We start from the raw sequence: 23656 nt of genomic DNA, 5'->3' as shown, positions 1-23656 counted from the left end.
CTACTGGGGCTAATGTTGCCTCAGAATGACAGCCGCCGGATGGTCTCCCGGCTGGTACAACTGAACTGATCTGGGGTTGGTTTTGAATAAATTTGCGGCGCCCGCCGTTGTGGCGATGCTGTGCGCGCTCGCACTCGTGTCCCCGGCCGCCGGCATGTATTCCGGCCCGCCGGCGGATGAGCCGTCCGTCCAAGCGGGTGCCCTGGGGCCGAGCACGGTCACGTTGGGCCCGGCGGGAACAGCGGACGACGACGGCGGCGCAGCCTACGCGGACACCGGCGCCGGTTCTCCGCTCGCCCCCGCCGTGGAACCGGTGATCACACCGGCGTCGCCCGCAGGGGAAGAAGGCACGTCAGGCACCGCGACGGTGCCAGCGGCTGCACCCCTGACAACCACCTCCGAACCAATCGCGCCCGAGCCGCCTTCCTTGCCACCCCTCTGGGCCCCCGAATCTGAACTTGCACAGAACAACACCACGGCTCCCGCCCCGCCGGCCCCCGCAACGGAGTCCCTCACTACCGAATCCCTTGGCACCGAGGCCCTGGTGCCGGACAGCAACACAGCCGCCATCCTCACGGTTTTCAACGAAATCAACAATTACCGGGCGGCCAACAGCCTGGCCCCGGTCAAGTACCACCCCACGGTGGCCGGCATGGCGCAGGAATGGTCCAACAGCATCGCGTCCCGGGACGTCATCGAGCACCGCGCCAGCTTCTGGACCGACCCCCGTGCCCTGAACCCGAGCAGCGCCGGTGAGGTCATTGCCATCCGCACGGACCGGAACGCGGCAATGCTCGTGGAATGGTGGAAAACCTCACCCGGCCACAACGCCATGCTGCTTGATCCGCGGTTCAACGTCATGGGCGCCGGGATTTCCTACACCAACAACCTCTACACGATCTGGGGCGTGGTGAACTTCTTCGGCTACACCACGCTTCCCGCCGGAACCGTCACCTCCCCCGGAGGCAGCTCCGCCGGAGGGGGCGCTTTCCCCGCCCCGGCGCCCACCATGTGCGATCCGGCCGTCAAACACATGCCGCCTACCCTGGATCTGGCCAGCGCGGCGATCAACAGTGCCGCCGATCTGGTCACCATCAACGCGTCAGGACAGCTCCTCAACCGCCCCTCCACAGGGAACAGGACCTACGGGGCTGCCAAGGTCATCGGCTCCGGTTTCGGAACGGCCAAGGAAGTGTTCACCACCGACTGGAACCGTGACGGCGCCTATGACCTCCTGACCCAGTGGAACGACGGACGGCTGACGCTCCACCGAGGCATCGCCTCCGGCGGGTTCCAAACGGCGGCAACGTTGGGCACGGGCGGCTGGGAGACTATGACGCTGGCCGTCGGCGGCTGGTGCGCCAACAACCGACTTCCCCAGTTGGTTGCCCTAGATACCGACGGCAACCTCTATCTCTACCCGAACGTGGGCCTGGCCGACATGTCCTCGCGCACCCTCATGGCCAGCGCCGTCTCGGCCACCAGACTGGGCATGGTGGACTATGACGCCGACGGTTTCCAGGATCTTCTGGCCATAAAGGCCGACGGCGGGGTGCAGCTCTACCGCGGAGCCGGCACTCCGGCGCCACGCGCCGAAGCCCGGCCCACCGTCACCACCGGCTGGACTGATGCCACCGGGATCCGTCCGCTGCGTGACGTGACGGCCCTGAACTCCACGGGAGTGGCACTGCGCCGGGCCAACGATGTGCTGCAGTACTGGGACCTGAGCGCCGGAAGCCTGGCGTCGCCGTCGAACATCACCGGAAGCTGGACGGGCCAGCGGCTGGCGCAGTAGCTCTCAGGCCGCGGTCCGCACTTCCAGGACGTCCTTGAGCCGCGCCAGCTGGGACACTTCGGCCTTGATAGTGCGCTGGATGCCGGTGTTCATCAGGCCCAGGAGGCCTTTGGGCTGGTATTCGAGGGCGAACCTGACCCGCGTGCCGGCCGGTTCGGTGCTGAGGTAGTACCCGCCGGAGTGCTGCGACGGTCCGGAGATCACACGGAACTGGATCTCGGCGCCGGGCCTGGCCTGGGTTATTTCGAAGTCGGCACGGATGGTCCGTCCTGACCGGCCAGTGGTGGTCTGCCGGTAGACGGCGCCTTTGGTTCCGGCCGCACCGGAAATCAGGCCGATGCTGCGGATACCCATGCGCCATTGGGGAAGGTTCATTCCATCCACCAGGAACGTGTACACGGTCATTGCGTCGCACCGGATAAGCACCTCGTGCTCTGCAAATGCCATGGGAGTCCTTAGTTAGCGCCGGTCAGGTGGAAGCCCGCCCCACCCCCATGACACCGCAGCTAACGGGTTCAGAGTAGCCACTCGGCCCGCCCGGGACCTAGCCATCGACGCCGCCGTTATTGAAGAGTTACTGGATGACGCCGCGGGTCCGGGCCATTCGGGCGGACACGGGCGCGGGGCGTGATCATGGTTGCAGTCGCGGGATCGCATCTGCGCTAAGCTAAGTTCTGCCCCGCTCAAAATGGGGCGTTGCGGCTGTAGCTCAATGGTAGAGCGCTAGCTTCCCAAGCTTGATACGCGGGTCCGATTCCCGTCAGCCGCTCCAAAGTCTTCGCACCTCCGCAGCGCTTCCTAGCTGCTCCTGGCCTTCCTGATTTCCCGTTCCACGGCCTTCTTCAGCGCCGCCAGCCTGGCGGCCTCCTGTTTCCGGTAGGTACCCTCCCTGGCCCCGGAAAGCATGCGCCCGATTCCCTTGGGAACGTACTGCGCAGTCACAGTCAGCCGGGTGCTGTCAGCCACCGGGTACACCACGCAGGAACAGATGACGGTTTCGGTGCGCGTTTGGTGTGTTTCGGTCCACGACCGGTCCGTGACCTGATCCTCGACCTGCAACTGCAACTGCACACCCTCCTGGCCGAAAACTGCCGAGCGGGCATGGGCATCCACACAGAATGCGTAGACCTCCGGCCGTCCACAGGGGATAAGGACTGTGCTTTCAATCGTGATGGTTCCCATGATGCTGTTCCCGTACTTCCGCAGGCCTGCCCGGCACAGTGCCCAGAGCGCCATTTTCACACCGGGAACCCGCCGGCACAATGTCCGGCGCGCCGGCGCATCGGCACCGTCTCTCCCGCGGCAATTCCCAGCAGCACGTTAGGTCCCGGCGTGTATCGTCAGAAGTCAGGAACCTCTTCGGTGCCGTTACAGGAGCAATCATGGCTGACAAGTCCCCGCGTCAAGCAGCATCCAAAAAAGCCGGCAAGTCCATCAAGGAAAAGCGCGCCGACAAGCGGGCCGCCGGAGCGCCGGCCACCTCCCTGGACATCACGTCCAAGGCCGCAAAAAAGAAGTGAGTGGCCAACAGAGCCACCTGACCCTGGGCGTCCTGGCATCCACCCGGAAACCGGACGAACGCCGCCTCCCCATCCATCCCCTGCATTTCGAGCGGATCGCTCCGGAACTGCGCCATCGCATCATCCTGGAGCAGGGCTACGGCGAACGCTTCGGCGTCTCGGATGACCACCTCTCAACCCTCGTGGGCAAAATGGCCACCAAGGAAGCGCTGCTTGCGGAGGCCGACGTCGTACTCCTGCCCAAACCGCAGCCGGAGGACCTCGCGGAACTGCGGGACGGCCAGATCCTTTGGGGCTGGCCGCACTGTGTCCAGGACCGTGCCATCACCCAGCTGGCCATCGACAAGAAGCTCACGCTCATCGCCTTCGAAGCCATGAACCACTGGGCGAGCGACGGCGGCTTCGGGCTTCACGTGTTCCACAAAAACAACGAGCTGGCCGGGTACTGCTCGGTGCTTCATGCGCTCTCGCTCACCGGATCCACGGGTGACTACGGCCGCCGGCTCAGTGCCGTGGTGATCGGCTTCGGCGCTACCGCCCGCGGCGCCGTGACCGCGCTGAACGCGCATGGCATCCACGACGTCCAGGTGCTCACCAACCGGGGAGTCGCCGCCGTTGGCGCCCCGATCCACTCCGTCAACATCGTCCAGTTTGATCACGACGACAAGGCCCCCTTCCTGAGCCAGGTCATCACCGAGCGGGGCAGGGTTCCGCTGGCGCCGTTCCTGGCCGAGAGCGACATCGTGGTCAACTGCACGCTGCAGGATCCAAACAATCCGCTGACGTATTTGCGGACTGAGGACCTCGCGGCGTTCAGCCCGGGCAGCCTGGTGGTCGATGTGTCATGTGATGAGGGAATGGGCTTCAGCTGGGCGCGCTCCACCACGTTCGCCGAACCGATGTTTACCATCGGGAACCACATCAACTATTACGCGGTGGACCACAGCCCATCCTACCTCTGGAATTCCTCCAGCTGGGAGATCAGCCAGGCTCTGCTGCCGTTCCTCGAGACGGTCATCGGCGGCCCCGCGGAGTGGGACGGGAGCGAAACCATTTCCCGCGCCATCGAAATCCGCGAGGGCGTGGTCCTGAACAAGGACGTGCTGGAGTTCCAGCGGCGCGAGGCCGAGTACCCGCACCTGCCCGCCTAGCCAGCCCCCTTTGGGCGGCGGCCCTACTCCGCGGCCACCTGGGCCGCGGCCCTTTATGCCACAGCCACCCGGCTGACGATCCGTAGCGGGCGGCGGCGGTCCTTAAGGTCAACCCTGAGCGCCAGCGCACCCTTTCGGGCCAGGACGACGGCGACAGTCACCGCGGCGAGCGCCGGCACCCCGCCGGAGACCATGAGTGCCACGTGCGGGTCCACGTGCTCGGCGATCCAGCCGAGCATGGGCCCGCCGATGGCCTGGCCGCCGATCAGCACCATGATGTACAGGCTCATGACCCGGCCCCGGATGCCCATGTTGGAGCTGATCTGGACCAGCTGGTTGGAGCCGGTGAGGAACATCAGGCACCAGAATCCGGACAGGACCATCACCACGCTGAACCACACCATGGACGGCGCCAGTGCGGCCAGGCACAGCATCAGGCCGTACATTCCGGCGCAGAACACCACGGAGCGGAGCCGCAACTGGCGGCGCCGGGTGGACGCGACGGCACCGGCCAACGCACCCAGGGCCACCAAGGCGTTCAGCAGGCCATAGCCGCCGGCGCCGACGTCGAACACGTGGTCCGCGAACGCGGCGAGCAGCACGGGCAGGCTCATGGCGAAAACGGAGATGAAGCCGGCCATCAGCCACGGCCAGTAAATGGTGGGCTTGCTGAGCGCGTACTGCAGCCCTTCCCGCAGCATGCCCTTCTTCTTGGGGGCGGGAGCGCTGACGAACAGCTGGTCCTTGCGCAGGAGCAGCAGCATGGTCACCGTGGAGCAGCACGCCAGCGCGTTCGCGGCGAAGGCCCAGCCTGCGCCGACGGCGGTGAGCAGCAGTCCCGCCAGTGCCGGGCCGATCAGGCCACCCAGCTGGAACGTCGTCGAGTTGACGCTGATGGCGTTCCGGAGGTATCTCGGACCTACCAGTTCGTTGACGAAAACCTGCCGCGCGGGCTGATCCAGCACGGTGACCAGGCCCAGCAGCAGCGCGATGGCGTACACGTGCCACACTTCGATGGCGCCGGTCAGGGCAAGCACCGCGAGCGCCGCCGCGAGGACGCCGGCCAGGCTCTGGCACAGGATGAGGATCCTGCGCTTGGCGAACCGGTCGGCCATCATGCCGCCCCACGGCCCCAGAAGCAGCGAGGGCATGAACTGCAGCGCCACGGTGATGCCCACGGCGGTGACGGAACCGGACAGTTCCAGCACCAGCCAGTCCTGGGCGATCCGCTGCATCCAGAGGGCAACCACCGCGACAAAATGCCCGATCGCGAAGATGCGGAAATTGGGGACTCGCAGGGAGATGAACGTGTGCCGCCAGGGAAGGTGTTCACTGACGACGGCGATGGGTTGGGTCTGGGTGGAAGCGGCGGAAGCGGACGCGGAGGCGGAGTCGATGACGGGCTGGCTGACGGTTGCCGACGTTGGCGGTGGGGGTGCCACAGGGATGTCCTCAGGGAAGCGGGCGGACTGGGATGCTTCCCACGCTAGGCTGGTTCCAGGTGATTATGTAGCCCTATCGCGCCTATAACTACCATTACAAAGCGTAATATCACCTACTCTGACGTGGGTGAACAAGCGGCCCGGCAGCAAGAGGAGTCCATCGTGTTCGAACCCGCCCAGCTCCGTTCCTTCCTTGCTGTGGCCGAGACGCTCAGCTTCACCAAGGCAGCGGAACGCCTGGGCCTGGCACAGCCCACAGTCAGCCAGCACGTCCGCAAGCTGGAGTCGGCGGCCAAGCGCAACCTCGTCAGCAGGGACACCCGCGATGTCCGCCTGACGGACAACGGGGACGCGATGGCCGGCTTCGCCCGCACCATCCTTTCGGCCCACGATGCCGCCACCCGGTATTTCTCGGGCTCGGCCATGCGGGGCCGCCTGCGTTTTGGCACGGCCGATGACCTGGCCATCACCGGCCTCCCCCGGATCCTGCGTGAGTTCCGGCAGGTCTATCCACAGATCAACCTCGAGCTCACCGTGGGCCAGAGCGACCAGCTATACAAGAAACTCAACGCCGGCCAACTGGACCTGGTGTTTGTGAAGTGGGTGGCCGGCGTCAAGGACGGCACCGTGGTCCAGCACGACACCTTTTCCTGGGTAGGATTGGAGCAGACGTCCCTGGAGCCCGGGGACCCCGTACCGCTGATCGCCTACCCCTCCCCCAGCCTCAGCCGGAAGCTGGCCATCGATGCGCTGGAATCAAGCGGCCGGACCTGGCGGATCACGTGCACCACCCGGCAGATCAGCGGCGTCCTGGCGGCACTCCGGGCAGGCATCGGCGTTGCCGTGATGCCGACGTCATTGGTCCCCGAAGACCTGTTGATCATCACCCGCCGGTTCGACCTGCCGCCGGTGGGCGACGTCGATTTCACCCTGATCCGCAACCCGCTGGCCAACGCCGAAGTGATCGATGCATTGACCCAGACCATCGTCGGGCGGACGCTCAAGAAGTCGGTTTGACCGAATTTGCCGCAGGAATCAGGGCTGGAAACGAACCATTGAAGTAAAAGCCCGCCTCCTCTATGCTGGAATATCCATGGGGTCAAGCAGAGGCCGGTTCAACACTACGAGTGCGCCCAGCAGCCCATGATGCGGCCGCACTCGGGATAGGCAGCCAATGACGACAGCCGAGAACACCCATTTACACACTGTATATACCCAGCGGCATAGCACTGCACGGCCGCTGGTCACCCATCATTCCAGCCACAACACCGGCATTTCGCGGGCCGCCGAGTACATCGGCAAGCCCACGTGCGACAAGTGCGGCACGGATGAATTCATTTACCTAGAGTCCTACATTCCACCGGCTTACCGGCGCGACGGGGCGGTCAGGACACTGGGCGAAGTCGCCTACACCTGCACCCGTTGCGAAGATTTCTCGGCCCACAATGTTCCCGCATCGTGGACTCCCCCAGGCTGGTATCTGGGCTAATTTACCAACGGTCTCCAGGCTCGCCCCGGCGTAGCCCCCTGATCACAAAGCAACCATTCAACACTACGCAACCAATCAAGAGAACAGGCCCGGCAACCGCCCGAAGGCGGCCACCGGGCCTTTCGCGTCTGTTGGGTCTTCGGTCCGCCCTGGATCAGGTCCGGGCTAAATCAGCCCATCGGAGAGGTGGTTCGGGGTGCCGAAGCGGTGAGCCGTGATGCTGATGGCCTGCTCGTGCAGGAACGGCAGCAGCTCCACCCGGCCGGCCTCGGTGACCGCGTGGGCGTAGATCGCCAGGTCCGGACGCCCGTCCGTGGCCTCGGCGAGGGCGGTGGCGTCGCCGCCGATCAGGCGGATCCTCGCCCCGGACAGTTTGCCCGCCGCGGCGAGGCGTGCCGCCGAAGCCAGCCAGCCGGCGTCAGACTCTACCGTCACATTGATGTCCAGCCCGGTGAGCACGGCGCGCAGCTGGGCGGAGAGTTCGACGGCGGTGGACACGGTCAGTGCCGAACCCGCCAGGACGCCGGCCGCCACAGTCCGCGCCAGGTGGGCCAGCGGGGCACGTTCGGAGAGTCGCACAGTGACCGGCAGCGCCCGGTAGCGGAAGATGTTCCGCTCCGCGCTCAGTCCGGAAACGTCCTTGGCGGTGCCGAACTCGTCGGCCCAGGCCACGGCATCGGACCCCAGCGAGCGCTGCAGCCACTCAAGCCCGGCCGGATCCAGGGCACCTGCGGCGGCGTTCAGGATGCGGCCGACGCCCGCGTTGGTGACGCTTGCCGTGGCTGAGGCTTCGGCGCTGACCCAGTACCCGAGGCCGGTGAGGTAGTTGGGACCGCCGGCTTTGGTGCCGGCGCCGACGGCGGATTTCTTCCATCCGCCGAACGGCTGGCGCTGCACGATGGCGCCGGTGATGCCGCGGTTCACGTAGAGGTTTCCGGCCTGGACGGAGTCCAGCCAAGTGCCGAGCTCGTCCGGGTCCAGGGCGTGCAGGCCGGCGGTGAGGCCGTACTCCACCTCGTTTTGGATGGCGATGGCCTCCTCCAGCGTGTCAGCGGTCATCACGCCCAGGACCGGCCCGAAGAATTCGGTGAGGTGGAAGTAGGACCCGCGGCGGACGCCGTAGCGCACTCCCGGGCTCCAGAGGCGGCCGCTCCCGTCGAGCTTGCGCGGTTCCACCGCCCAGGTTTCGCCCTCGCCAAGGGTGGTGAGAGCGTTGAGCAGCTTGCCGTTGGCGGGCTCGATGATGGGGCCCATCTGGCTGGTGGGGTCCTGCGGGTAGCCCACCTTCAGCGAGGTCACGGCGTCGACCAGCTGGTTGTGGAAGCGCCTGGACTTGGCAACGGACCCCACCAGGATCACCAGGGACGCGGCGGAGCATTTCTGGCCGGCGTGGCCGAACGCGGAGTACGCCACGTCCTTGGCGGCCAGGTCCAGGTCCGCGCTGGGGGTGACGATGATGGCGTTCTTGCCGCTGGTCTCGGCGAGCAGCGGCAGGTCCTTGCGGAAGGAACGGAACAGCTCGGCGGTTTCGTAGCCGCCGGTCAGTATCACGCGGTCCACGGCGGAGTGGGAGATCAGCTGCTGGCCGAGTTCACTCTCGCCCAGCTGGACCATGGTCAGCACGTCCCGCGGGACGCCGGCTTCCCAGAGTGCCTCGACCATCACGGCGCCGCTGCGGCGCGCCTGCTTGGCGGGTTTGATCACGACGGCGGAGCCGGCGGCGAGTGCCGCGAGGGTGGACCCTGCCGGGATGGCGACCGGGAAGTTCCACGGCGGGGTTACCACGGTGAGCTTCGCTGGGACGAACGTGGCGCCGTCGATCGCTTCCAGCTTCCGCGCCGACTCGGCGTAGTAGTGGGCGAAGTCCACGGCTTCGCTGACCTCGGGATCGCCCTGGTCGATGGTCTTGCCGGTCTCGCTGGCCATGACCTCCAGAAGGTCGGCGCGGCGGGCCTCAAGGACGTCGCCGGCGCGGTGCAGGATCCCGGCGCGCTCGTCGCCGGTCAGCGCGCCCCAGGCCTTGCCCTTCTCGATCGCGGTGGCGATGAGGGTGTTGAGGGTGTCCGCGTCCGTGATGGTGGCGGCTTCGACGGCGGCGTTCCCCAGCGTGGAGGACGGGACCCGGTCCAGGATGGCCCGGCCCCAGCCGCGGTTGGCGGGCAGGGACGGGTCAGTATCCGGAGTGTTTGCGAACGGGTCACGCGGCAGGGGCTGCGGCGGGAGGCTGCGGTTCTGCTGCCGGTTGGCCGGGGGGATCTCGTCGTCGAGCGTGTCCAGGGAGGCGAGGAAGCGCTGCTTCTCGCGCTCGAACAGCACTTCGTTTTCGCTGAGTTCGAATACGGCGGACATAAAGTTGTCCTGGCTTGCGCCTTCTTCGAGGCGGCGGATCAGGTAGGCGATGGCGACGTCGAACTCGGCCGGGTGCACCACCGGGGTGTACAGCAGGAGCGAGCCCACGTCCTTCTTGACCGCTTCGGCCTGGCCCTGGGCCATGCCCAGGAGCATCTCGAATTCGATGCCGGACTCCACGCCGCGCTGCTTGGCGAGCAGCCAGGCGAAGGCGATGTCGAAGAGGTTGTGGCCGGCCACGCCGATCCGGACGTTCCGGATCCGTTCCGGGTGCAGCGAGTAGTTGATGACGCGCTTGTAGTTGGTGTCCGAATCCTGCTTGGTGTGCCAGGTGGCCAGCGGCCAGTCGTGCAGTGAGGCTTCCACCTGTTCCATGGGCAGGTTGGCGCCCTTGACCACGCGGACCTTGATGGCGGCGCCGCCGTTGGCGCGGCGTGCGGCGGCCCAGTCCTGGAGACGGATCATGGCGGCGAGGGAGTCCGGGAGGTAGGCCTGCAGCACAATGCCGGCCTCGAGGTTCTTGAACTCGGGCTTGTCCAGGATCCTGGTGAAGACCGCGATGGTCATGTCCAGGTCCTTGTATTCCTCCATGTCCAGGTTGATGAACTTGGAGTTCTGGCCTGCGTCCGCGCCTGACGCGGCTTTGGCGAAGGACGCGGCTTTGGTGAACAGAGGCGTGAGCTTCTCAACGACGTGCTCCACGGCCTCGTCGAATGCCCAGGCCGAGTGCGGGGCCACGGTGGAGGACACCTTGATGGAGACGTAGTCCACGTCCGGGCGAGCCAGGAGCGTGTGGGTGCCCGCGAGCCGGCGGGAGGCCTCGTGCTCGCCGAGCACGGCCTCGCCGAGGAGGTTGACGTTGAGCTTGATGCCGTCCTTGCGGATCCTGGCGATGGCCGGGCCCAGCTTGGCGTCGGTGGCGTCAACGATCAGGTGGCCCACCATTTCGCGGAGCACCCGGCGGGCGATCGGGATGACGAGCTGCGGCAGGACCGGGGCCATGGTGCCGCCGAGGCGGACGGCGCTGCGCATGTACCAGGGCAGGAACGCCGGGACCTTGGGCGCCAGGGCGGCGAGGTTGCGGGCAGCGACGTGCAGGTCTTCGGGGCGGACCACGCCGTCCACGAAGCCCACCGTGAAGTCCAGGCCGTTCGGGTCCTTCAGCACACCGGCGAGCTGCTCAGCCGAGGCATCAACAGGAACTTTCGAAGCCTCGGTCAGCCAGCGGCGCACCAGCGTGATGGTGTTTGCCGCGAGGGCACGGGCCTGCGGGACATCTGTCTGTCCGGTGGCTTCCGTTGCAGTGTGGGTCATGGTTTGCTCGTTCTTTCCTAGGTCTGGAAGGGGTCTTATTCATCAGTATGAGCTTGCAATCACATAAGATAAAGCGATGTTTTCTAAGCAATACAGGTTAGAAAACCAAATGCTATTTTCGAGGACTTAAACAAGAATCGGCAGGCCCAGCCCCGCCCCGATGCCCTATCACTTTTGGTCGCTAAAACGCGGGTTTGGGGACCAAAAGTGATAGGGCAACGCGGGGGGAGTTGGACCTGCCGAGGGTTCAGAGAGCGTCCGGGCGGGGACGCAGCGGTCAGCTGAGCGGGCGGTGCATCTCCACGGCTTCCACGTGGCGCGGGCTGTCCGGGTTCATCAGGGAGTGCTTGCGGCCGTAGAAGAAGTAGATTGCCAGGCCGATCACGAGCCAGATGCCGAACCGCGCCCAGGTCTCCCAGTGCAGCTGGAACATGAGGAACGCGGAGGCGAGCACACCGAACGCGGGAATGACCGGCATCAGCGGCAGACGGAAAGTACGCGGGGCGTCCGGCTTCTTGTAGCGGAACACGATCACAGAGAAGCAGACCACGACGAACGCGGCCAGGATGCCGATGTTTGTGAGGTCAGCGACGGCCTTGATAGGGAACACACCCGCCAGCAGGGCGGAGGCAACGCCGGCAATCCAGGTGACGCGCTGCGGCGTTCCATGCCGGTCTGTTTTGGCGAACCAGCCGGGCAGCAGGCCATCGCGGCTCATGGAGAACCAGACACGGGTGACACCCAGGAGGAATGTCAGCATCACCGTGAGGATGGACAGCACGGCGAAGACGGAAATGATGGTGGCAATGACGGGCAGGCCCACCCCCGTGAACGCGGAGGCGAAGCCGGCCTTGGGGTCGATGTCCTTGTAGTTCTGCATGCCGGTCAGGACCAGGGTGGCCGCGACATAGAGCAGCATGGCGATGATCAGGGACAGGACGATGGCCTTGGGCATGTGCTTCTTGCCGTCCTTGGCTTCTTCGGCCGCGGTGCTCATGGCGTCGTAGCCAAATACTGCGAAGAACACTGTTGCCGATCCCGCCAGGACCGGGCCGAACCCGCTGGGCATAAACGGGTTGTAGTTATTGGTGTCGATGTAGAAGATGCCGAGCCCGATGATGAAAAGGATCAGGACAACCTTGACGGCAACGGCCACGAGTTCAAACCGGCCGAACGCCTTGGTCCCGCGGGAGAGGATCCAAGTCACCAGGAGGCAGACCAGGATGGCGGGGATGTTGACGATGCCGCCCGTGCCCTCATCCGCCGTCGAGGTCATCCACACAGGCAGGTGGATGCCGATGCCGGACAGGAACGCCTCAAGGTAACCGGAGATGCCAATGGCTACTACGGCCACGATCGCTATGTATTCCAGCAGCAGATCCCAGCCGATGAACCAGCCGATCACCTCGCCCAGCGCAACATAGCCGTAGGTGTAGGCCGAGCCGGCCCGGGGGATCATTCCGGCAAACTCTGCGTAGGAGAGTGCGGCAGCTGCTGAGGCCAGGCCGGCGATCAGGAAGGAGAACAGGACAGCGGGCCCCACGCCCGGGTTTCCTTGACTGCCCGCCGCCACGAGGCCCGCGAGGGAGAAGATTCCGACGCCGATAATGCCGCCGACGCCGATGGCCGTGAGCTGCCACAGCCCAAGGGACTTGAACAGACCGCTGTGTTTGTTCTCTTCTTCGATGTCGTCGAGCGGCTTGCGCCGCATGATCGACTGGGACATATCTTTAGGGCTCATCAGGAACTCCTGCGTGGGTGCGGCCCCATCACGGCGCCCCGGCATGGGGCTGTGACGGGGGTAACTCAGGTACACCAGTATGCAAGCGCAATTGCGTTAGATAAAGTGACTACTTCTAACCAATATCCATTAGATTCATCAAGGAATGTGGCCATGCTCGATGTCCGGCGCCTGCGGCTTCTCCGCGAACTGAAAATCCGGGGCACGCTGGCGGAGGTGGCGGAGGCACTGCAGTACAGCCCGTCGTCGGTCTCCCAGCAGCTGGCCCTGCTGGAAAAGGAAGTAGGTGTGGAGCTGCTCCGGAAATCGGGGCGCCGCGTGCAGCTGACGCCTCAGGCCGAAGTCCTGGTGGCCCACACCGCCCAGCTGCTCGAAACCCTGGAGCAGGCGGAGGCGGACCTGGCGGCGTCGCTGACCACTGTCACGGGAACGGTCCGGATTGCGGTGTTCCAGTCCGCGGCCCTGGCGCTGATGCCTGACACACTCTCGCGGATGACGGCAGAGTACCCGGAGGTCCGGATCGAAATGATCCAGCGCGAACCCGAAACAGCCCTTCATGAGACGTGGGCACGCGATTTTGACCTGGTCATCGCCGAACAGTATCCGGGCCACGCCGCCCCGCGGTACCCGGAGCTGGACCGCGTCAAGCTGACCACGGACGCGATCCGGCTGGCTGTTCCGCCGGCGGATTCCAGCCGGCCGCCCATCACGTCGCTGGAAGACACTGCCGCACTGCCCTGGGTTATGGAGCCCCGCGGCGCAGCCTCCCGGCACTGGGCGGAGCAGGCCTGCCGGAGTGCCGGATTCGAGCCCGATGTGCGCTTCGAAACAGCGGACCTGCAGGCGCAGATCAGGCTGATTGAGTCCGGAAATGCCGTGGGGCTGATGCCGGACCTCGTCTGGACGGGGCGGGGCACCACCGCCCGGCTGCTGGATCTGCCGGGGCATCCGCGCAGGACGGTGTTCACGTCGGTGCGCCGCTCCAGCGCCCAGCGGCCCGCCATCCTCGCCGCCCGAGAGACGCTGGCAGCCACCGCCATCTCAGTAGCAAGGACGGACGACGGCGGCGCGTCCGGGTAGGTGCCGGCCCGCCCGGTCACCTGCCGGGCGGGCCGTCGCACAGCCTCCGGCGCCATGTTCAGTGCGTCACAGCGCGATCCGGGAGCCGGCGCTAGACTGGGCGGGTTATGAATCGCACAATGTTCAAGTCCAAAATCCACCGGGCCACCGTCACGCACGCCGACCTGCACTACGTAGGATCGGTCACCGTTGACCTGGACCTGCTGGATGCTGCCGATATCCTTCCCGGCGAGCTCGTGGCCATCGTGGACGTGACCAATGGTGCGCGCCTGGAGACCTATACCATCGCCGGCGAGCGCGGCTCCGGTGTCATTGGCATCAACGGCCCCGCCGCGCACCTGGTGCATGAAAATGACGTGGTCATCCTCATCACCTACGCGGCCATGACCACCGAGGAAGCCCGGGCCTATGAGCCCCGCGTGGTCCACGTGGACCAGGACAACAGAATCATCCAGCTGGGCAATGACCCCGCCGAGGGCCTCACGCCGGGCCTGATGCGCCCGCCGTTCGCCCTTAACAACGCCGCCCTGTAGCCGGAGGGTGAGTCCGGGCAGACACCGCCGCCGCAGCCTCGGAGGCTTGTCTTCGTAGGCGTGCTGCAGGGCTTCTTTGTTGTCTGGTTCATCATCATGGTGGGCTGGTTGTGGGCCGCCAACGGATCCTCGGTGACAACGCCCGCCAGGTCCTCAGCGGCCTGACTTTCTTCGTGGCCAGCCCCGCCCTGCTCTTCGAGACCCTCAGCAAGGCGCAGCTGGGGGAAGTCTTCGCGGAACCGCTGCTGGTCACGGCAGTATCCGCGGTCTGCACCGCCATTGTCTTCTTCAGCATCGTGAACTTCGTCCTGAAGCGCGCGTTGCCGGAAGCACTGATGTCCTCGATGGCCGCCTCCCTGGCCAACTCCGCGAACCTTGGCATCCCCATCGCCGTCTACGTCCTGGGCGACGCCAGCTACGTGGCGCCGCTGCTGATCTTCCAGCTGGCCTTCTTCACGCCGGTTTTCCTGATGATCCTGGACGCCAGCACCAGCTCGCACCGCACCACTCCCTGGGGATTCATTCTGATGGTCCTGCGGAACCCGATGATTGTTGGCTCCGGCCTGGGCCTGCTGGTGGCAGGGACGGGCTGGGAGGTTCCGCCGTTGGTCCTTGAGCCCATCCACCTCATTGGCGGGGCGGCGATTCCGGCCATGCTGATCGCCTTCGGCATGAGCCTGAGCGGCAGCCGGCCATTGCAGGCGGCCGCCGGCAGGCGCGTGGACACCCTCCTGGCCAGCGCATTCAAACTTGTGGTCCACCCTGCCATTGCCTACGTTTTTGCCCGCTTTGTCCTGGGCATCGAAGGCCAGGCCTTGTTCGCGGCCGTGGTGGTTGCGTCCCTGCCCACGGCGCAAAATGTCTTTGTTGCGGCCAGCCGCTACCAGACCGGCCTCACCGTGGCCAAGGACACCGTCCTGATCACCACGGTGCTGGCGGTACCCGCCATGATCGGCGTCGCCCTGCTGCTTAACTGATTTGCGGCTTGCGCCCTACGGTAGGTCCCCGCGTCACGCCAGGCAGGCTTTTAGCGCCCGACGGCGGCGCCCACCGCGCCATTCCGCGGCCGGCCGCCGTCGTGCTCTCCAAAAGGGTGCCGTGCGTGACAAACCGGCAGGCAGCCGGGAACGAGCCCGCGGGGTTACGGCCACTTGGCCTCTGGCTTGTGCCGGTCCAGGATCCGGGCGCAGCGGATGAACCCCAGATGCGAGTAGGCCTGCGGGTGGTTCCCCAGGTGTGTCTCCGTACTTGGATCGTATTCCTCGGGCAGCAGGCCGGTGGGGCCGAAAAGGTTCACCAACTGGTCGAACAGGTCCCAGGCCTCCTCGATCCTGCCCACCGCAACGTAAGCCCCAATCAGCCAGGTGGTGCAGATGTGGAAGCCGCCCTCCAAACCCGGCAAGCCGTCGTCGTACCTGTACCGGAAAACAGTGGGGCCTACCCGCAGTTCCCGTTCCACGGCGGTGACGGCGTCCAGGAACCGCTGGTCAGTGACATCCAGCAGGCCGGAGAGCCCGATGTGCAGGACGGCTGCATCCAGGTCGGGGCTGTCGTAGGCCACCGTGTAGGACGCGGCCGAGTCATCCCAGCCTTCGCGCAGGACTCCGCCTGGATGGTCCGGGCTGTGGGTTCCCACGACGGATCCGGCGTTCTGCCGTGCCGGGCGGCGGTCCGGAGTGCGCGGTTCAGCGTCACCCAGCACATCACCTTGGTGTAGACAGGTTGACCGAAGCGGTGGCCGTGGCGTGGAGGCCGTCCGAGGTGATGGTGAAACTGACGCCCGGGGCAAAAAGAAAGATGGGATCGGAGGTTGCCACCACATGGAGCTCATCGCCGCGGGCTTCCATGCTGAACGGCGCGTTGGCGTAATCCGGCCGGGGTGCGAAGACGATCTTGGCGCCGCCGGTGCCGGTGCCGGTGAGCACCCGGACCAGGCTGGTGATCCCGTCCGGTGCCGGCTCCAGGTAATCCGTGACAGTCACGTCCGCCCAGCGCGTCTCCACGATCATGGTGCTGTCCACATAGCGCTGGCCCAGAACCTGCGAGGACTTAAGCGGCTCAACGGAGAAGTGCCCGGCGGCGTCCCCGCCCAGGATGTGGGCGAACAGCGACCCTGAATCCGGGAGCGGGTTGCTCATCCAACAGACCTTGGCATCCGGAGTGACCAAAGCGGTGGAGGATCCGTTGCCGATCATCGTGTGGCCCTCGAGCCCTACGGCGTCCTCGCCGAAGAGCCAGGCACGCCGCAGCTCGAACAGGAGGCCAGGACGCGGGCGAAGGATTGCGGGTCCCGCAGCCGGTGGGAAGCGCGGGTCTCCCCCCGCCCCACGCGCAACCCCAGGTCCGGGCCGCGGAAAGTGGCGATGGCCAGTTCGTCGCTGTAGGCGTCCCCTGCGTACAACGCAGCACTGGCGCCCAGCCGGGACCGTAGAATTCCATAGCGTCCGCCTTGGCCGGTTTCAATACCGAGAGGTCCAGGACCGAACCGTCCACGATGAAGAACAGCCCATGCGCCCTGGCGATCTCCCGCGCCGTATCCGTCACCAGCCGCACCACCTCCGGCGAGGCCGGCCGCGTGTGCACGGACACGGCCACGGGCTTCCGTTCGATCCAGATGCCCTCCTGGAAACCCACGGCCTCCGAAAGTGCAGTGCCTACTTTGTGGAGCGTGGCTTCGGTGGCGAGGTCCTGGACGTGGGCGAAGGCCATGTCCGACTCCGCGCCGTGCGATCCGATGAGATGCACCTCCGCGGGCAGCCGTGACACAGCGGCGAGGTCACGCAGCGAGCGCCCGGAGATGACGGCGGCGTGGGTGTTGGGCAGGGCCGCCAGGGCTCGGAGTGCGATCGCAGCGCTGCCCAGGGGAAGGGTCTTGGTGGAGATTCCCTCCGCGTCACACAGTGTTCCGCCGTAGTTGCAGGCCACCAAAAGCCCGGGGACGCGGGCAAGGACCTTCAGTTCGGCCAGGAGGGTGGGAGTGAAGCCTTCGTCCGCCAGGTCCGACTGGATGAACGTCCGCAGCAGCCCCAGCGGCAGCGATCGGGTCAGCAAGGCGGAATCCGCCACACTCTGGTTCAACGGCGTAGCCATGCGTGCACTCCTTAAGCAGGGCCTGGCCCGGAAAGACAGGAGGGGCCGCAATCCATGTTTCCGCCGGGCGGTTTCGCCTGAATGTCCCGTCTATTGCCACCGTGTAAAGTCCGACGGCGGGGCTCACCTTCCGTCGCTGGCCTCGCGTCGCGTCGTGTCACGCAGAGCAGGCTTTTAGGCCCGACGACGGCGCCCCACCGCGCAAATCCGCGGCAGGGCGCCGTCGTGCTTTCTAAAAGGCTGCCGTGCGTGACGCCGACCGGCCGGCAGTGAACCTCAGCCGGCGGTCAGTGTCACCAGGGTGAAGCCGCCCGGGGCCACCGCCGTCACCACCGGCCGCGTGGCCTACAGTGATGCCATCACCGTCAGACCCGGTCCAGTTTGGCCACACCGATTTTGGAGTCGGCCATCCCGTAGAACACAAACAGCTGGTCGCCGATTTTTTCGATCGCGGTGGGGAACACCACATTCGGCACGATCCCGGAGATCTCGTCCTCGGTTTCGGGCGCCAACAAAGGCTTGTCGCTGCGGGCGATGACCTTGGACGGATCGTCCGCGGACAGGATCATGGCCGCGGCGGTGTAGTTGACGTTCTGTTGCTGCTCGAAGGCAGAGGCGGCCATCTTGCCGGCCACGCCGTGGTGGATCAGGAGCCAGCCTTCGTCCACGCGGATGGGGGGCGGGCCCCCGCCGATCTTCAGTTCCTCAAAGGGGAACTCGCTGAGGGCCACCAGCCGGTGCTTGCCCATGTGCACCAGGTTGCGCAGGTCGCGCTCGACGTCGGCCACGGCCACGTAGGAGATCCAGATGCCGGGACGGTTGTCCGTGACGCCGGCGGGCAGGTGCTCGCCTTCGCCGGGACGGATCCAGCCCAGGTCCCACATGGGCCGGTGCAGCATGGCGTAGGAGGGCACGCCGTCGGGGTCGTTCACCGGTTCCGGGAAGAACACCGCATCCTTGTTGGGGAACAGGTTCAGGTCCATGGAGAGATCGGCCTGGTACTCGAAGAAGCAGGGGCCCAGGCGTTCCCAGTTCCTCAGGTCCTCGGAGTGGGCGAAGGCGAGGCGGGGACCCAGCGGGCCGTACGCCACGTAGGTCATGAGGTGCTTGCCAAGTGCGGGTACCCAGGTGGTGCGCGGATCCTCGGTACCGGCGTTGTTCATGCCGCGTTCCCAGCCTTCGTCCGGGGCCAGGACCACGCCTTCGCGTTCCACGCCGGTGGGCACGCCGTCGTCGTTGATGATCACTTTGGCGAGTCCCACGCGGGACACGTTGCCCGTGGCCACAAGCCGCGGCAGCAGGTACAGCTCGCCGTCCGGGCTGCGGCCGCTGGCGGGGTTGAGGACGCCCTCGGCTTCAAAGTCGTTGCCGGGCTCGGGGGTCATGATGACGCCGGCGCGGGTGAGGGTGAAGGGGACAGTGGGAAGTACAGAAGTGTGGGGGGAAGTCATGGATTAGCCCTTTACGCTGGAACCGATATTGGTGGAAATGAACTGGCGCTGGAAGAAAATGAACAGCGCGACGGCGGGGGCCGCCAGGACGCAGGCACCGGCAAGGATGGCACCGAACGGGTTGCCGGCCTGGCCGGCGATGTTGGAGATGAAGTTGGCCAGGGACACGGCCAGGGGCTGCAGGGACTGCTCCTTGGTGACCAGGAACGGCCACAGGAATTCGTTCCACGGGCCGATGAAGGTCAGCAGCACGGCGGTGACGATGGCAGGCCGGACCAGCGGGATGACGATCTGCCACAGGATCCGCAGCTCCGAGGCCCCATCGATCCGGGCCGCCTCAAACAGGGTTGAGGGCAACTGGAGGAAGTACTGGCGGAACACAAACACCGCCGTGGAGTTGATGGCGAACGGCAGGATCATGCCCAGGTAGCTGTCCGCGAGGCCGTAATCGCGCACGATCATGACGTAGAGCGGGATGAGCAGCAGCTGGAACGGGATCATCTGGACCAGCAGCATCATGCCGAACACCACGCCGCGGCCGCGGAACTTCATCTGCGCCAGGGCGTAGCCCACCAGCAGCCCGAAAATCACCGTAAAGAGGATGACGCCGCCGGTGAAGATGCCGGAGTTGAGCAGGCCGCGGAACAGGTTGATGGACTCGTTGATTTGTACATAGTTCGCGCCGGTGATATTGGCCGGATTGGGAAACGCGCCGAAAATCGAGGTGTCCGGGGAGGTCTGCAGCGAACCGATCAGCATGTAATAGAACGGGAAGAGGAAAACGAAGGCGCCCACGCCCAGCAGGATGAAGCTGCCCACACCCAGGTTGCGACGCTTTTCGACGCCCGAGTCGGGACGCAGGGCGGGTTCCGCTGGTTCCGGGTGCCGGCGGGCGTCGTCGTCGTTCTTGGCGTTTTGTGCGTTGGTGACGGACATCAGTCCTCCTTCCCGCCCACGAGGCGTTTCTGGATCAGGGCGATCAGCAGGACGCCGATCACCAGCACCACGCCCAGCGCGGCAGCGACGTCGGGGTTCCCCTGCAGGATGCCCCGTTGGTACATGATGAACACCGGGGAGGCCGAGGCCCCGTCCGGGCCGCCGCCGCCGGTCAGCAGGTACGGTTCGGTAAAGAGGTTCGCGCCCGTGATGGTGGCCAGCAGCGTGACCAGGACGCTGGCGGGCCGGACGCCTGGCACGGTGATGTTCCAGAACTGGACCCACTTGTTGGCACCGTCCACGGCCGCCGATTCGTACAGCTCGTCGGGGATGTTTTGCAGCGCCGCGAGGTACAGCAGGATGAAGAATCCCAGCTGTTTCCACGTCACGTACAGGGCCACTGTGGGCATTGCCAGCCACGAATTAACCAGCCAGGAAGGGGCTGGGGCCAGGGGCCCCAGCAGCGTGTTCACCAGCCCGTTTCCCTGGAACAGGAACAGCCAGACACCCACGACGGCGACGCTCGCCGTCACGTAGGGGACGTAGTAGCTGAGGCGGAAGAAGGTCTTGAGCCGGGTCACGCGGTTCAGGGCGTTGGCCAGCAGCAGGGACAGGCCCACCGTGAGCGGGACGTTGATGATGAGGAAGACGCCGATGTTCAGGAAGGAGCGCTGGACCGCAGGGTCGGACAGGACGGTGATGTAGTTTTCGAACCCCACGAACGGCCGCTCCACCTTGACCCGTGGTGCGGTGAAGAAGAAATCGTGGAACGAAATGTAGACGGCGTAGCCGAGGGGAAACGCCAGGACAGCCAGGACGTAGATGACGTAGGGGGCGCTGAACAGCAGGCCCAGCGGCTGGGGGCCTAGGAAGTTCTTACGCTTCCTGGGCACCAGCCGCCGGTCCGCCGTTCCACCAGCCGGTGTCCCCGTGACGGGGTTCCCACTAGAAGAGCGGAGTGACATTGGGGGTCACCGCTACTTCTGGGCTACCAGTTGGTCGATCTTGTCCGCCGCGTCCTTGAACGCGGTGTCGATGCTTTCGTTCCCGAAGATCACGGCCTTGGCGTAGGCGGTGCGGAAGGTCTGCCAGACTTCAACCGAGTTGGAGACGTTGGGGACCTCCACGGTCCGCGCAGCCTGCTCGGCGAACTGGGTGTACGCCGGGTTCTTGGCGAAGTAGTCCGCGTAAACCGTGGGAAGGTCCTTGCGCATGGGCATCTGGCCGGTGTCGGTCAGCAGCTTGCCGTCCTGCTCCTCGCCGGTGGCGAACTTCAGGACCTCCCAAGCCGTGCCCTGGTTCTCGCACGCGGAGTACATGGCCACGTTCTTGGCGTCGGAGAAGGTTGAGGTATCAGTCTTTGCCGCGGCAGCGGGGACCGGGACCGCACCCCAGTTCACCTTGTCCTTATAGGCCGAAATGGCCCAGGGGCCGGCCAGGGACATGGCGGCCTTGCCCTCCAGGAAGGAGTCACCCTGGTAGACCTCCTTGGAGGCGAGGTTCTCCTTGTAGAGGGTCTCGAACATGGTGGCTACCTGCTTGCCCTGCTCGCTGTCGAACGTGGCTTTGCCGTCCGTCACCAGCGGAGTGCCATCTGAGTTGGCTGCGTAGAAGGAGTAGAAATCGAACCAGGCCTGGAAGAAGTCACTGGCCGGTGACGGCCAGATGGCAGTGGTGGCAGCACCTGAGGACACCAGGGTCCGGGCGGTGTCCAGCAGTTCCTGGTGGGTCCCCAGCTTCGGGTTCTCCGGATCCAGCCCTGCCTTGGCAAACGTGTCCTTGTTGTAGAAGAGGACGACGGGATTGGACTTCCAGGGCAGCTGGTACATTTTGCCGTCCGCGGACTTGTACTGGTCCGCCAGGTCACCGGAGCGGTCCTTGATGTACTGGAGCCCGTCCGGGAATTCATCCAGGGCCACCAGACCGCCCTGCTTCTGGAACTGGGGAACGGCCACAGGCGCGGTGTTGAAGACCAGGCAGGGAGCGTTGCCGGCGGTGATGGCGGCGCCGATGACCTCTTCGGAGCTCTTGCCGGCAGGGATTTCCTGAGCATCGATCTTCTCGTCCGGGTGCGCGGAGTTCCAGGATTCCACCATGGCCTTGCCCCACTTAACCTCGAACTCGTTGTTGGAGTACCAGATCTTGATGGGGCCCTTGGCCTCCGTGGCGGGGCCGGAGCCGCCGTCGCCGCCCCCTCCGCTGCCGCCGCAGGCAGCCAGGCCCGCGCCCATCACGGTCAGGGCGGCCACTGACAATATTCGCGTGGCTTTGGTAAAGCGCTTCATTGCGACTCCTTGGTACTGGTCCCGGTGGGGATCTGCTACGGGTTGGTGTGCTCTTTTGGTTGCTTGGTGGCTTGCTTGTTTGCTGGCTTGGTGGTTGTGGATGGGGCGGGGCCGGTGGAGGCGCGGACCAGCAGGGAAGGTGCCTGCAGGTCCGTATCCTGGCCGGAGTGCGTGCCGTTGAGCTGGTCCAGGAGGGCCTGCGCAGCAACTCTGCCCCAGCGCATGGGGTCAGTGGCGATAGTGGTGAGGGGCGGGTTGAGGTATTGGGTGAACTCTGCATTGTCGTAACCGGTGATGGACAGATCACCCGGAACGCTCAGGCCCTGGGACTGGGCGAAGGACTGGCCGGACGTCGCCATCAGGTCGTTCGCATAGACAATCGCGGTGGGGCGGTCCGGCCGGCGGAGCAGGTCCGCGGTGGCGGCCACTCCCCCGGGCGCCGTGAAATCCGCTTCCGCGAACAGATCCGCTGCGAGGCCGGCGGCGGCCATGGCCGCTTCCCAGGCCCGGCGGCGGCTGCGGCCGTGGATGTATTCCTGGGCGCCACCCACATGGCCGATCCGGACGTGCCCCAGGGCGAGCAGATGTTCGACGGCGGCCGTGATGCCGTCCGTGTCATCCATGGACACTGCCGGGAAGGGTGAGTCCGAATCCGGCCTGTTGAGCGTCACCGCCGGCAGCTTGAGCTCGCGCAGCAGGCCGATCCGGGAATCGTTGTGCCGCACATCGGTCAGGATCACGCCGTCCACGCGGCCGCCGTCGGCAAGTTTGCGGTAGGCCCGCTCCTCGGCGCCGGGCGCGGTGGCGACGCTCAGGACCAGCGTGTAATCATGCTCGGCGAGGGTGGTTTCGATGCCCGCGATAAAGGCCGGGAAGAAGGGGTCCGTGCCGAGGAGCTTCGGATCGCGGGCCACCACCAGGCCCAACGCGTAGGCCTTCGCGGAGGACAGGCCCTTGGCGCGAAGACTCGGCTTCCAGCCAAGTTCTTTGGCGACCTGCAGGATCCGGCCCCGGGTGGCATCGCTGACGCCGGGCTGGCCGTTGAGCGCATAAGAGACAGCACCTTTGCTGACGCCGGCCGCGTGGGCGACGTCGCTGATGGTTACTGCCATGATGTGGGGCCCTTCAGGTTTCGGGTCCCGTGACGCACGCCACTGAACCGGTTCAGTAGACTCTACTTAACCGGTTCAGCTGAGTGATGTCAAGAGCCTGGCTGACCTACAGATGCGAATCGCGTCACGCAGGGCACGCTTTTGGACCACGACGGCGGCGCCCGCCGTGTGATTCCGGGGGACCCCGCCGTCGGGCTTTCCAAAAGGGTGCTTGGCGTGACGCGGGTGAGAACCCCGCTCGGTGGTGGCTGGCCCGGGACTAGACCCAATGCCGTTTACTTAGGTTTCTTTGGTATTCGTTTGAGTGGCCAGTTGGACATCTTGCGTTTGACGGCGCGGGTGACAATGCGTTGTCGTCGGAGGGGCAG

The 23656-nt window shown here is 65.7% G+C and carries 16 protein-coding genes, 1 tRNA gene and 2 pseudogenes; 8 read left to right on the top strand and 11 right to left on the bottom strand.

The genetic code is table 11. The features are described 5' to 3' along the window. The first annotated feature begins 82 nt into the window (after nt 1–82). A complete protein-coding gene (locus tag AC50YA_RS12570) occupies nt 83–1795 on the top strand; it encodes a CAP domain-containing protein (protein WP_494982604.1) in 1713 nt (570 codons plus the stop codon). 3 nt (nt 1796–1798) lie between these two features. Here the strand turns inward: AC50YA_RS12570 and AC50YA_RS12565 are convergent, their stop codons facing one another. Then, a complete protein-coding gene (locus AC50YA_RS12565; protein WP_494982603.1) occupies nt 1799–2242 on the bottom strand; it encodes an SRPBCC family protein in 444 nt (147 codons plus the stop codon). 251 nt (nt 2243–2493) lie between these two features. Between AC50YA_RS12565 and AC50YA_RS12560 the strand changes: the two genes are divergently transcribed. Further along, nucleotides 2494–2567, top strand: a tRNA-Gly gene (locus AC50YA_RS12560). 26 nt (nt 2568–2593) lie between these two features. Here AC50YA_RS12560 and AC50YA_RS12555 read toward each other — a convergent pair. Next, on the bottom strand, nt 2594–3031 hold the full coding sequence (locus AC50YA_RS12555; RefSeq protein WP_494982602.1) for a hypothetical protein: 438 nt from the start codon (nt 3029–3031) through the stop codon (nt 2594–2596). A 146-nt stretch (nt 3032–3177) separates the two neighbouring features. Between AC50YA_RS12555 and AC50YA_RS12550 the strand changes: the two genes are divergently transcribed. Together AC50YA_RS12550 and AC50YA_RS12545 are read left to right on the top strand one after the other, a co-directional pair. Further along, on the top strand, nt 3178–3315 hold the full coding sequence (locus AC50YA_RS12550) for a hypothetical protein (protein ID WP_167349828.1): 138 nt from the start codon (nt 3178–3180) through the stop codon (nt 3313–3315). Next, nucleotides 3312–4466 (top strand): N(5)-(carboxyethyl)ornithine synthase, encoded by a 1155-nt coding sequence (locus AC50YA_RS12545; RefSeq protein WP_494982601.1) that lies wholly within the window; start codon nt 3312–3314, stop codon nt 4464–4466. Before AC50YA_RS12550 ends, AC50YA_RS12545 begins: the two co-directional genes overlap by 4 nt. 53 nt (nt 4467–4519) lie before the next feature. Here AC50YA_RS12545 and AC50YA_RS12540 read toward each other — a convergent pair whose 3' ends face one another. Further along, nucleotides 4520–5908 (bottom strand): MFS transporter, encoded by a 1389-nt coding sequence (locus AC50YA_RS12540; RefSeq protein ID WP_494982600.1) that lies wholly within the window; start codon nt 5906–5908, stop codon nt 4520–4522. A 162-nt stretch (nt 5909–6070) separates the two neighbouring features. Between AC50YA_RS12540 and AC50YA_RS12535 the strand changes: the two genes are divergently transcribed. Then, nucleotides 6071–6925, top strand: coding sequence for a LysR substrate-binding domain-containing protein (locus tag AC50YA_RS12535; protein ID WP_494982712.1), 855 nt, complete (start codon nt 6071–6073; stop codon nt 6923–6925). A 637-nt stretch (nt 6926–7562) separates the two neighbouring features. Here the strand turns inward: AC50YA_RS12535 and AC50YA_RS12530 are convergent. Together AC50YA_RS12530 and AC50YA_RS12525 are read right to left on the bottom strand one after the other, a co-directional pair. Beyond that, nucleotides 7563–11060 carry a proline dehydrogenase family protein gene (locus tag AC50YA_RS12530; RefSeq protein ID WP_494982599.1) on the bottom strand — a complete coding sequence of 1166 codons (3498 nt, stop codon included), beginning with the start codon at nt 11058–11060 and terminating at the stop codon, nt 7563–7565. 277 nt (nt 11061–11337) lie between these two features. Continuing rightward, the gene (locus AC50YA_RS12525) at nt 11338–12801 is read right to left on the bottom strand and encodes an amino acid permease (protein WP_494982598.1); all 1464 of its coding nucleotides are present in this window, start codon (nt 12799–12801) and stop codon (nt 11338–11340) included. Between the two features lie 153 nt (nt 12802–12954). Here AC50YA_RS12525 and AC50YA_RS12520 point away from each other — a divergent pair, with 153 nt between their 5' ends. From AC50YA_RS12520 to AC50YA_RS12510, 3 genes and pseudogenes are all read left to right on the top strand, one after another. Beyond that, complete coding sequence (locus tag AC50YA_RS12520) at nt 12955–13881, top strand: LysR substrate-binding domain-containing protein (RefSeq protein ID WP_494982597.1); 927 nt, start codon at nt 12955–12957, stop codon at nt 13879–13881. 107 nt (nt 13882–13988) lie between these two features. Further along, a complete protein-coding gene (panD, locus tag AC50YA_RS12515; protein ID WP_185261871.1) occupies nt 13989–14414 on the top strand; it encodes an aspartate 1-decarboxylase in 426 nt (141 codons plus the stop codon). 96 nt (nt 14415–14510) lie between these two features. Beyond that, nucleotides 14511–15391: pseudogene (locus AC50YA_RS12510) on the top strand (AEC family transporter). 254 nt (nt 15392–15645) lie between these two features. Here the strand turns inward: AC50YA_RS12510 and AC50YA_RS12505 are convergent. The 6 genes and pseudogenes from AC50YA_RS12505 to AC50YA_RS12480 all read right to left on the bottom strand — a co-directional run. Beyond that, nucleotides 15646–17504: pseudogene (locus AC50YA_RS12505) on the bottom strand (trehalase-like domain-containing protein); the annotation flags it as partial. A gap of 365 nt (nt 17505–17869) precedes the next feature. Then, the gene (locus AC50YA_RS12500) at nt 17870–18955 is read right to left on the bottom strand and encodes a glycoside hydrolase family 130 protein (protein WP_494982596.1); all 1086 of its coding nucleotides are present in this window, start codon (nt 18953–18955) and stop codon (nt 17870–17872) included. A 3-nt stretch (nt 18956–18958) separates the two neighbouring features. After that, nucleotides 18959–19891, bottom strand: a complete 933-nt coding sequence (locus tag AC50YA_RS12495; RefSeq protein WP_494982595.1) for a carbohydrate ABC transporter permease — start codon at nt 19889–19891, stop codon at nt 18959–18961. Then, on the bottom strand, nt 19891–20856 hold the full coding sequence (locus tag AC50YA_RS12490) for a carbohydrate ABC transporter permease (RefSeq protein ID WP_494982594.1): 966 nt from the start codon (nt 20854–20856) through the stop codon (nt 19891–19893). Before AC50YA_RS12490 ends, AC50YA_RS12495 begins: the two co-directional genes overlap by 1 nt. Before the next feature lie 12 nt (nt 20857–20868). Then, entirely contained in the window at nt 20869–22176 is a 1308-nt protein-coding gene (locus AC50YA_RS12485; protein WP_494982593.1) for an extracellular solute-binding protein, read from the bottom strand. A gap of 35 nt (nt 22177–22211) precedes the next feature. After that, entirely contained in the window at nt 22212–23288 is a 1077-nt protein-coding gene (locus tag AC50YA_RS12480; protein WP_494982592.1) for a LacI family DNA-binding transcriptional regulator, read from the bottom strand. Nucleotides 23289–23656: the final 368 nt, after the last annotated feature.

The organism is Pseudarthrobacter sp. RHLT3-21, from assembly GCF_059383495.1.
Note: the sequence above shows the minus strand (reverse complement) of the source record. Positions and strands in the feature narration are given on the sequence as shown.